We start from the raw sequence: 10,378 nt of genomic DNA, 5'->3' as shown, positions 1-10,378 counted from the left end.
TCGTCGTGACCCGGAGGTCTTTTCGTCGAAGCGAGCCGCCTATTATGTCAGGCTTTTCGTTTCCGTCAACACCTTCTTTCGAAGAAGTTGGCGTCCTGTTCCTTCGCGGTTGCCGCCTTGCGGTGGCCCCTGCGTCGGGGGAGGGAAAGTATGTCCCCAACTGCTTCTTTTGTGAAGGGGGTCCGTGACTTTTTTTCACGGAACTGTGCATTCATTCATGCCAGCCCCGCGCCCGAAGGCGCGGAACCCTTGTGGCGCTTAGGCGGCCACCAGCAACACGCGGGCGAAGTTGCGCTTGCCGACCTGCAGCAGCCCTTCGAAGCCAGGCACGAACAGCTGCTGGGCGTCGGCTACTACTACGCCATCCACTTTCACCGCGCCTTCCTTGAGCTTGCGCGACGCCTCGGAATTGCTCGGGGTGACGCCGGCAGCGGTGAGCAACGCACCAATACGCAGGCCCTCGGCCGGAATCGCCACTTCCTGCAGCGGCAGCAGGGTCACGTCGCCCTGCCCGGTCACGGCGGCGTTCCAGCCGGCAATGGCCAGTTCGGCGGCGTCGGCGTCATGGAAGCGGGTGGTCAGTTCACGCGCCAGGCGCAGCTTGACCTCGCGCGGGTTCAGGCTGCCGGCGGCGACCTGCTCACGCAGGCTGACGGCTTCGGCCTGGCTGATGTCGAAGGACAGCAGCTCGATCCAGCGCCACATCAGGTCGTCGCCGATCTTCATGGTCTTGGTGACCATGTCGATGGCCGGCTCGCTGATGCCGATGTAGTTGTTGAGCGACTTGGACATCTTGGCCACGCCGTCCAGGCCTTCCAGCAGCGGCATGGTCAGCACGATCTGCGGCTTCTGGCCGTAGTGCTCCTGCAGGCCACGGCCCATCAGCAGGTTGAACTTCTGGTCGGTGCCGCCCAGTTCGACGTCCGCTTCCAGCGCCACCGAGTCGTAGCCCTGGACCAGCGGGTACAGGAACTCATGGAGGGCGATGGACTGCTGGGCGGCGTAGCGCTTGGCGAAGTCGTCGCGCTCGAGCATGCGCGCCACGGTGTGCTGGCCGGCCAGGCGGATCATGTCGGCCGCGCCCATCTTGCCGAACCACTCGGAATTGAAGCGCACTTCGGTCTTTTCGCGGTCCAGCACCTTGAACACCTGCTCCTCGTAGGTGCGCGCGTTGGCCAGCACGTCGTCCTTGCTGAGCGGCTTGCGGGTGGCGTTCTTGCCGGACGGGTCGCCGATCATGCCGGTGAAGTCGCCGATCAGGAAGATCACCTGGTGGCCGAGGTCCTGGAACTGGCGCAGCTTGTTGAGCAGCACGGTATGGCCCAGGTGCAGGTCCGGGGCGGTGGGGTCGAAACCGGCCTTGACCCGCAGCGGGCGGCCGCTTTCCAGCCGCTGGCGCAGCTCCTCGATCTTGAGGACTTCGTCGGCGCCACGGCCGATCTGGGCAAGGGCTTGTTCAATCGAGGACACGTGCAACTCCCGGCGATGCCTTATTTACATGAATGACGTTAAGTACAAGTTAACCGCAAGCGCTTCACAAAAGCCAATAGGCACAAGGGTTTGACGCGGTATTTATACCTGTCTATGTTACCGACGTTTGGGCCCGTGATCCGGGTCAGCCAGGAACTTATCGACGATGCTGAATACCGATCAAGGCCGAGCGCGCAAGCAGCGCTTCAAGGAACGCCTTCACGTTCTCCACGACACCGCCCTGCATCGGAAGCTTCGCCAGCACCTTCCCGCGGCCTTCAACGAGCGTTGGACCCGCCGCCACTGGATGCATGCCAGCCTGTTCGCCACCATCGGCGCGCTGGTCGCCACGATCGTGCCGGGCTTCTCGCACACCATCGACGCCCCCTACTCCCTCAGCCATTCCACGCTCGCCCTGCCGTTGCCGCCGCTGTCCCAGGAGCGCATGAAGCAGGTGCCCGGCGACAGCTGGCAGGTCCTCCGCGTGCAGCGCGGGCAGACCCTGAGCGACCTGTTCGACGAGGCCGGCATTCCGGCCACGGTGATGCACCAGGTGCTGGACCACCCGGGCGTGCGCGATTCGCTGGTGAAGCTGCGCCCCGGCACCGAGATCGGCTTCGACCTGCCGCTGTCCGGCGAGCTGCGCACCATCCGCTATGACCGCGATGGCGACAACCGCGTGGAGCTGAGCCTCAAGGACGGCAAGATCACCGAGAAGGTCAGCAAGCGCGAGAGCTCCACCCGCCGGGTGGTGACCAGCGGCGAGATCACCAGTTCGCTGTATGCGGCCGCGCGCAAGGCCGGGCTGTCGCCGTCGGCGATCGCGACCATGACCGACGAGATCTTCAAGTACGACATCGACTTCTCCAAGGACCTGCAGCCGGGCGACCGCTTCAGCGTGGTCATGGACGAAACCTGGCGCGAAGGCGAGAAGGTGGACACCAGCAAGATCCTGGCGGCGACCTTCACCTCCGGCGGCAAGACCTACAGCGGCTTCCGCTTCGACCGCAACGGCAAGAGCGAGTACTTCGACGTCAGCGGCCGCCCGCTGAAGAAGAGCTTCATCCGCATGCCGATCCCGTTCGCGCGCCTGAGCTCCACCTTCGGCGCGCGCAAGCACCCGGTGCTGGGCAAGATGCGCATGCACAAGGGCGTGGACTACGCCGCGCGCACCGGTACCCCGATCATGGCCGCCGGCGATGCCCGCGTGCAGTTCGCCGGCGTGCAGCGCGGGTACGGCAACGTGGTGATCCTGGACCACGGACGGGGCCACACCACCCTGTACGGGCACATGTCGCGCTTCGGCAAGATCAAGACCGGCCAGCGCGTGGCGCAGGGCACGGTGATCGGCTACGTCGGCTCGACCGGCCTGGCCACCGGCCCGCACCTGCACTACGAATTCCGCGTCAACGGCGTGCACCGCAACCCGCTGTCGGTGACGATGCCGCCGCCGGAGCCGCTGCAGGGCAGCGAGCTGGTCGCCTTCCGCGCGCAGACCGCGCCGGCACTGGCACGCATCCAGGGCATGGAGAAGCTGATCTATGCCGACGCCAGCCCCACGCCGAAGGCCGACAAGGCCGCCACCACCACGGCCAGCACCGCCAAGCCGGCCAAGGGCAGCCGCGGCTGATCGCCGCGCGGTGCAGCGCGCGCAGCTGATGCGCGCGCATTGACGGCGGCAACAGGTTGCGCGGAAGCTGCACGCACCCTGTTGAACCGCCTGGCCATGACCGCACCTGATCTCTCTACCCCGCTCTACCTGGGCCTGATGTCCGGCACCAGCGCCGATGGCATCGACGCCGCGCTGGTGCAGTTCCCCGACCACGGTGGCTGCCGCTTCGTGCAGGGCCTGACCCATGCCTGGGACCCGGCCCTCCGCGCCGAACTGGTGGCGCTGGGCGAAGGCGGCGAGCTGGGCTCACTGGATACGCTGGGCCGGATCGATGCGCAGATCGGAATCGCGTTCGCGGCCGCTGCCAACCGCCTGCTGGAACAGGCCGCGCTGGATCCGCCCCGGGTCGCGGCGATCGGTTCGCATGGGCAGACCGTGCGGCACCGCCCGCTGGCCGATCCGGCTTTCACCTGCCAGCTGGGCGACGCGAACCGGATTGCCGAGCTGACCGGGATTACCACGGTGGCCGACTTCCGCCGCCGCGACGTGGCCGCCGGCGGGCATGGCGCGCCGCTGATGCCAGCTTTCCACCTGGCCATGCTGGGCACCGCCGATGAAGACCGCGCGGTGTTGAACCTGGGCGGGATCGCCAACCTCACTTTGATTCCGCGCGAAGGAACCCCTCGCGGGTTCGATACCGGGCCGGCGAATGCGCTGATGGATGCGTGGTGCGAGCGGCATCGTGGGGTGCCGTTCGATGCGGACGGCGCGTTCGCGGCCAGCGGGCGGGTCGATGAGGAGGTGCTGGCGCAGTGGCGTTCCGAGCCGTGGTTCGCGCTGCCGCCGCCGAAGAGTACAGGGCGGGAGCAGTTCCACCTGGCGTGGGCCGAGGCGGCGCTGGATGGGCGTGGGCTGGCGCCGGCGGATGTACAGGCGACCTTGCTGGAATTGACGGCGGCTACCGTGGCCGATGCATTGCTGGCGCACCTGCCGGAGGCGAAACGGGTGCTGGTGTGTGGTGGCGGGGTGCGGAATCCCCAGTTGCTGCGGCGGCTCAGCGCGCGGCTGCCTGGGGTGGTGGTGGAGTCCAGTGCGGTGCATGGGTTGGACCCGGACTATCTGGAGGCGATGGGGTTTGCCTGGTTGGCGCACCGGACGTTGCAAGGGCTGCCGGGGAACTTGCCGAGTGTTACCGGGGCGCGTGGGCCGCGGATTTTGGGGGCGATTTATCCGGCTTGAGCCGGGTGATGCGTCGGTGTCGATCCGGGGTCATGCCGTAATCGGTCGTGGGGAGTGCGTCGGCGGTCGACTCGGGTGCGACCCTACCGAATCAGCATGCGCAGCGGGGGAGTCAGAAGGCTTTGACGTCGGGGAGCGCCTGCAGGGCCGCGATGGCGTCGGCCAGGGCGTTTACTTCGGGGTCGTGGAAGCCGCTGCGGACTTCCAGTTCGCTGGCGAACAGGCCCTGCTCGAGCAGGACCACGCAGGTGTGCTCGCGGGTCCAGCCACGGGCGACCGCGACCCGCCGGATGCGCTCGTTGAGCAGCGGGTCGAGATCCCGCAGCACTAGATCAGCCATGTGTTTCCCCCTGTTGGCAACGCACCGCCCCCACGGCACAACGGGGTCGATCATGGCCCACCCGGCGGCGGCGGGCAACTGCGTGCCGGACGAAGCCGGCTCAGGGGTTGCTGCGGTCGCGGATGCGCGGCCATAGCCAGACCAGCAGCAGCAGCGTCGGCAGTACCGTGGCCGAGCTGAGGATGAAGAAGGTGCTGTAGGAAGTGGCTTCGACGATGTAGCCGGAGGCGCCGCCCATGAACTTGCCGGGCAGGTTGGCCAGCGAGACCAGCAGGGCGTACTGGGTGGCGGTGAAGTTGCGGTCGGTCAGCGAGGACATGAAGGCCACCAGCACCGTGCCGGCAAAGCCCTGGAACAGGTTGTCCGCGCTCAGGGCGGCGTAAAACGCCCACAGCTGCCCGGGGTTGTGCGCCATCAGCAGGAACGCCAGGTTGGACAGCGCCACGCCGAGCGCGGCCACCAGCAACATGCGGCGGAAGCCGAAGGCCGCGACCGCGATGCCACCGACAAACGCGCCGCCGATGCCCATCCAGACCCCGAACAGCTTGGACACCGTGGCGATGTCGGCCTTGGTGAAGCCGGAGTCCAGGTAGAACGGGCCGGCCATCACGCCGATCACCTGGTCCGGGAACTTGTACAGGCCGACGAAGGCGAGCAGTACCAGCGCCAGCACCACGCCATTGGTGGTGAAGAAGCTGGCGATGGGTTGCCAGAACGCGCCGAAGAAATCGATGCGGCGCTGCATCCGCACTTCCGGCTGGGCCGGCTCGCGGCAGAACAGGGTGGTGGCGATCGGCAGCACCATCAGCGAGGCCATGGCCAGGTAGGCCACGATCCAGCCTTCGAACTGGGCCAGGTACAGCGCGCCGGCGCCGGCCAGGATCAGGCCGATGCGGTAGCCCAGCGTGTAGGTAGCGGCGAGCGCGGCCTGGGCGCTTTCCGGTGCGATTTCGATGCGGTAGGCATCCACCACCGAATCCTGGGTGGCGCCGGCGAACGAGGCCGCGAGCACCCAGAGCACCAGCGGGGTCACGCCCAGTTCGGGACGCACGAACGCCAGGGCGAACAGGCCGCCGGTGACGCCGACCTGCGAGGCCAGCAGCCAGGAACGGCGGCGGCCGAGGAAGCCGATCAGCGGGAACGCGTAGCGGTCGATCAGCGGCGCCCAGACGAACTTCAGCAGGTAGAAGAAGCTGGCCAGGCTGATCAGGCCGATGCTGCCCAGGTCCAGCCCGACGTCACGCAGGCGGGTGGACAGGGTCTGCGAGGCGATCAGCAGGAACGGCAGGCCGCTGCCGAAGCCCAGGAACGCCATGGTCAGCGCCGAGGGCGTGCCGAACGCGCGCTTGATGCCGGCCCAGCCCTTGTAGGACACCGGCGCCGCCGCTTCACTCATGGGGCGTAGTCCACCGTGAACGGGGCATGGTCGGAGAAGCGCTCATCGCGGTAGATCGAGCAGCCGCGCAGGCGCTCGCGCAGGCCGGGGCTGACGAACTGGTAGTCGATGCGCCAGCCCACGTTGTTGGCCCGGGCCGCGCCACGGTTGCTCCACCAGGTGTAGTCCTCGCCGGTGGGATGCAGCAGGCGGTAGGCGTCGGTCCAGCCCTGGCCGGCGCCGACATCCAGCGCCTGGCCGGCGTCCACGCACTGGCCGTTGAGCCAGTCGCGCTCGGGCGGCAGGCAGCCGGAGTTCTTCTGGTTGGACTTCCAGTTCTTGATGTCCAGCGCCGAACGCACGATGTTCCAGTCCCCGCAGAGCACGTAGTCGCGGCCGCTGGCCAGCCATTCGGCCAGGATCGGGCGCAGCCATTCCATCACTTCGTACTTGAAGCCCTGGCGCAGGTCGCCCGAGCTGCCCGAGGGGATATAGAAGGAGACCACGCTGAGTTTGCCGTAGCGGGCCTCGATGTAGCGGCCCTCGTCGTCGAACGGGGCCCAGCCCAGCGAGGTGATGACCTGGTCGGGCTCACGCTTGCTGTAGATGGCCACGCCGCTGTAGCCCTTCTTGGTGATTGCGTCACGGTAGAAGCAGTGGTGGCCGTCCGGACGGAACATCGGGTCGGTCAGCTGGTCTTCCTGCGCCTTGGTCTCCTGGATGCACAGCACGTCGGCGTCCTGGGCACGGAACCACTCGAGAAAGCCCTTGGTGGCGGCGGAACGGATGCCATTGGCGTTGAAACTGATGATGCGCATGCTGACCCGGATACAAGAGCGGTAACCGACAAAGCATACCGGGTTGCCCGGCCCATCGGCTGGCCGGATCCGGCCACCGCAGCGGCCTGCGGCAGGGGGTCACGAGCCTGAATTGGCAGGGATGCATTAGCATCTGCGCTCCAAGAGAATTGAATAGAGCTTCAGATGAGCGACCACCGTTACCGTTTCCTGCAGCTGGCGCTGACCGCCGATGCGCTGCGTTTTGGCCAGTTCACCCTCAAGTCGGGCCGCCTGAGCCCCTACTTCTTCAATGCCGGCCGTTTCGATTCCGGCGCGAAGATGGCCCAGCTGGCCGCCTGCTACGCCGATGCGGTGGAAGCCACCGGCCTGAAGTTCGACGTCGTGTTCGGCCCGGCCTACAAGGGCATTCCGCTGGCCACCGCCACCGCCTGCGAGTTCGCCCAGCGCGGCCGCGACCTGCCGCTGAGCTTCAACCGCAAGGAAGCCAAGGCGCACGGCGAAGGCGGCAACCTGATCGGCGCGGACATGAACGGCAAGCGCGTGCTGATCGTGGACGACGTGATCACCGCCGGCACCGCCATCCGTGAGGCGCTGACCATCATCAAGCAGGCCGGCGGCACCCCGGCCGGCATCGTGGTGGCGCTGGACCGGCAGGAGATCGCCTCGGAAGACGACCGCCGTTCGGCCGCCCAGGCCGTGGCCGAAGAAGCCGGCATTCCGGTGGTGGCCGTGGCCACGCTGGGCGACCTGCTTGATTTTGCCTCCGGAAATCCGGAACTTGTCGGGTACCGGCAGCCGCTGGAGGACTATCGGTCCCGCTACGGCAGCCGTCCTACGCGTTGAGAGCAGGGGGCTCCCATGTCCAGGATTGCCACGTTCACCATGATCGGCCTGCTGCTGGCCGCGCCCGTGCTCGGCGCACAGGCGCAGGCCAAGCGCAGCAGCACCGATGCCAAGGCCAAGAAGCTGTACTGCTGGAACAAGGGCAGTGAGCGGATCTGCAGCGATGCCCTGCCGCAGGAGGCGGTGAACAGCGCGCGCGAGGAATTCAGCGTCAACAGCGGCCTGCGCAAGGGTGGCGTGGAGCGCACCCTGACCGAGGAAGAGCGTGCCGACGCCGCCGTTGCGGCGGCGCAGGCCCAGCTGGACCAGGCGGCGGAAGACACCCGCAAGCGCACCGAGCAGGCGATGCTCTCCACCTACGAGGACGAAGCCGACCTGCGCCGCGTGTTCGTGGAGCGCACCGGGATCCTGGACAACAACGTGAACACCGCCAACTACAACGTGGCCAGCCTGCGCGACGCGCTGGTGACGTTGCTGGGCAGCGCGGGCGACCGCGAACTGGCCGGCCAGCCGGTGCTGCCCAAGCAGGCCGAGGACATCCGCCTGCGCCACGCCGAACTGGTGACCCAGAAGCGCATGCAGGCCTCGTACCTGGACCAGCGCAAGGCGCTGGATGCGGAGATCGAGGAGACCCTGCAGCGGTACCGGTTGTTGAAGGGTGTGGAGACCGACCCGCGCGGGTAAGGGTTGAAGGAGCCGGGCAGAGCCCGGCTCTACTTTTTACGGCCTTTTTACGCTCCTGCACCGGCTTGGGCGTGGAGCGTTTACGCGCCCGGGGACCACCATGACGGCCTGACGTGGAGTGGTTCCACCTGGACGTCCCATGAGCCTGACCCTGCCTGTTGTTGCTGCCGCCGCCGCGGCGAGCCCTACCCTGCCTGCCTGGCTTTCGCTGGTGTGCGGGGTGCTGGTGCTCGTTGCCGCCGCCTACCTGCTGTACGTCGTGCTTGCGCCCGAAAAGTTCTGACCGGAGCCGACCATGACCGAGATCCTGTTGATCCTGCTGGCCAGCATCGTGCTGGCCTTTCCGCTTGGGCTGTACCTGGCCCGGGTGATGCGCGGTGGGCCGATGCGCGGCGACGCGCTGTTTGCCTGGATTGAGAAGCCGCTGTACCGCGTGCTGGGCGTGAATCCGCTGCGCGGCATGTCCTGGCGCGGCTACGTGGGCGCGTTCCTGCTGAGCAACCTGGTGATTGCCGTGCTGGTGCAGACGGTGTTCATGACCCAGGCCTGGCTGCCGTTCAACCCCGACCAGATTCCCAACATGCGCTGGGACACGGCGCTGCACACGATGGTCTCGTTCCTGACCAACACCAACCAGCAGCACTACTCCGGCCAGGCGCAGCTGTCGTACTTCTCGCAGATGACCGCGATCACCGGCCTGCAGGTCGTCACCCCGATGATGGGCCTGGCACTGGTGGTGGCCACGCTGCGGGCGCTGTTCGGTACCGCTCCGGAAGGCGAACCCGCCGACCCTGCCCTGCCGGCCGACCGCCGCATCGACGTGGGCAACTACTACGCCGACGTGGTGCGTTCGTGCGTGCGCTTCATGCTGCCGCTGTGCCTTCTGTGGGCCGTGCTGCTGACCAGCCAGGGCGTGCCCTCCACGCTGGCGGGTGGCCCCACCGCCACGCCGATCGACGCCACGGCCGGCATGGACAGCCAGAAGCTGCCGCTGGGCCCGGTCGCTGCAATGGTCGCGGCCAAGCAGCTGGGTGCCAACGGGGGCGGCTGGTACGGCCCCAACAGCAGCATGCCGCTGGAAAACCCGACCCCGCTGTCGAACGCACTGGAACTGATCGGCATCCTGCTGATCCCGATCGCGGTGGTGTTCATGCTCGGCGCCTTCACCGGGCGCAAGCGCCTGGCCGGGCTGGTGTTCGGCTGCATGCTGGCGATGTCCAGCGTCTCGGTGGCCGCCACGGTGTGGCTGGAAGGCCATTCGGCCACGGCCGCCAGCCCGCTGCTGATGGAAGGCAAGGAAGTGCGCTTCGGTGCCGACGGCACGGCCTTGTGGGCGGCGATCACCACCCAGGTCTCCAACGGCTCGGTCAACGGCATGCACGATTCGCTCAGCCCGCTGGCCGGTGCGGTGCCGATGGTGAACATGCTGGTCAGCGCGATCTGGGGCGGCATCGGCTGCGGCCTGCAGCAGTTCCTCGTGTATCTGCTGCTGGGTGTGTTCCTGGCCGGGCTGATGACCGGGCGTACCCCGGAACTGCTCGGCCGCAAGCTGGAAACCCCCCAGGTGCGCCTGCTCGCGTTGCTGGTGCTGCTGCAGCCGATCACCCTCCTGGCGTTCACCGCGATCACGCTGGCCATTCCCTCGATCACCGGCACCTCCAACCCGGCCTTCCATGGCGTCAGCCAGGTGTTCTACGAGTACGTGTCGGCCTTCGCCAACAACGGCTCGGGCTTCGAAGGACTGGGCGATGCCACGCCGTGGTGGAACCTGAGCTGCACCCTGGTGCTGCTGCTGGGCCGCTACCCGGTGCTGGTGATTCCGCTGATCGTCTGCGCCCAGCTGGCGGCCAAGCGGCGTGCGCCGGAATCGGCGGGGACGCTGCAGATTGAAACCCCGACCTTCGCGCTGACCCTGATCGCGCTGATCGTCGTCCTGACCGTATTGCAGTTCATGCCGGCGCTGGTGCTGGGGCCGGTTGCCGACCACCTGTCGCTGACGCTGCGCTGAGACGCGA

At 67.4% G+C, this 10,378-nt stretch carries 10 protein-coding genes; 6 read left to right on the top strand and 4 right to left on the bottom strand.

Features of this window, described 5'->3' with window-relative positions; all coding sequences use genetic code 11:
• Positions 1-258 precede the first annotated feature (258 nt).
• Positions 259-1,470, bottom strand: coding sequence for a tyrosine--tRNA ligase (tyrS, locus tag PDM28_RS01955; RefSeq protein WP_311183601.1), 1,212 nt, complete (start codon positions 1,468-1,470; stop codon positions 259-261).
• Positions 1,471-1,636: 166 nt separating this feature from the next.
• Between tyrS and PDM28_RS01950 the strand changes: the two genes are divergently transcribed.
• Both PDM28_RS01950 and PDM28_RS01945 read left to right on the top strand, forming a co-directional pair.
• Positions 1,637-3,100, top strand: a complete 1,464-nt coding sequence (locus PDM28_RS01950) for a M23 family metallopeptidase (protein ID WP_311183600.1) — start codon at positions 1,637-1,639, stop codon at positions 3,098-3,100.
• Between the two features lie 96 nt (positions 3,101-3,196).
• Complete coding sequence (locus PDM28_RS01945; protein WP_311183599.1) at positions 3,197-4,321, top strand: anhydro-N-acetylmuramic acid kinase; 1,125 nt, start codon at positions 3,197-3,199, stop codon at positions 4,319-4,321.
• A 112-nt stretch (positions 4,322-4,433) separates the two neighbouring features.
• On the opposite strand, the gene PDM28_RS01940 is transcribed toward PDM28_RS01945, so the two are convergent.
• The 3 genes from PDM28_RS01940 to PDM28_RS01930 all read right to left on the bottom strand — a co-directional run bounded on the left by PDM28_RS01940 (position 4,434) and on the right by PDM28_RS01930 (position 6,854).
• Positions 4,434-4,661: a hypothetical protein gene (locus tag PDM28_RS01940; protein ID WP_095362623.1), complete on the bottom strand. Its 228-nt coding sequence runs from the start codon at positions 4,659-4,661 to the stop codon at positions 4,434-4,436.
• Positions 4,662-4,761: 100 nt separating this feature from the next.
• A complete protein-coding gene (locus tag PDM28_RS01935; protein WP_311183598.1) occupies positions 4,762-6,057 on the bottom strand; it encodes an AmpG family muropeptide MFS transporter in 1,296 nt (431 codons plus the stop codon).
• A complete protein-coding gene (locus PDM28_RS01930; protein ID WP_311183596.1) occupies positions 6,054-6,854 on the bottom strand; it encodes an exodeoxyribonuclease III in 801 nt (266 codons plus the stop codon). Before PDM28_RS01930 ends, PDM28_RS01935 begins: the two co-directional genes overlap by 4 nt.
• A gap of 165 nt (positions 6,855-7,019) precedes the next feature.
• Between PDM28_RS01930 and pyrE the strand changes: the two genes are divergently transcribed.
• From pyrE to kdpA, 4 genes are all read left to right on the top strand, one after another.
• Positions 7,020-7,679 (top strand): orotate phosphoribosyltransferase, encoded by a 660-nt coding sequence (gene pyrE, locus PDM28_RS01925; RefSeq protein WP_196933246.1) that lies wholly within the window; start codon positions 7,020-7,022, stop codon positions 7,677-7,679.
• Positions 7,680-7,694: 15 nt separating this feature from the next.
• Positions 7,695-8,363: a hypothetical protein gene (locus PDM28_RS01920; RefSeq protein WP_102946993.1), complete on the top strand. Its 669-nt coding sequence runs from the start codon at positions 7,695-7,697 to the stop codon at positions 8,361-8,363.
• Positions 8,364-8,553: 190 nt separating this feature from the next.
• Positions 8,554-8,646: a potassium-transporting ATPase subunit F gene (locus tag PDM28_RS01915; RefSeq protein WP_084739105.1), complete on the top strand. Its 93-nt coding sequence runs from the start codon at positions 8,554-8,556 to the stop codon at positions 8,644-8,646.
• A 12-nt stretch (positions 8,647-8,658) separates the two neighbouring features.
• Positions 8,659-10,371 (top strand): potassium-transporting ATPase subunit KdpA, encoded by a 1,713-nt coding sequence (gene kdpA / locus PDM28_RS01910; RefSeq protein WP_311183595.1) that lies wholly within the window; start codon positions 8,659-8,661, stop codon positions 10,369-10,371.
• The last annotated feature ends 7 nt before the right edge of the window (positions 10,372-10,378 follow it).

Origin of the sequence: Stenotrophomonas aracearum (assembly GCF_031834615.1) — a bacterium.
GTDB lineage: Bacteria > Pseudomonadota > Gammaproteobacteria > Xanthomonadales > Xanthomonadaceae > Stenotrophomonas > Stenotrophomonas aracearum.
Note: the sequence above shows the minus strand (reverse complement) of the source record. Positions and strands in the feature narration are given on the sequence as shown.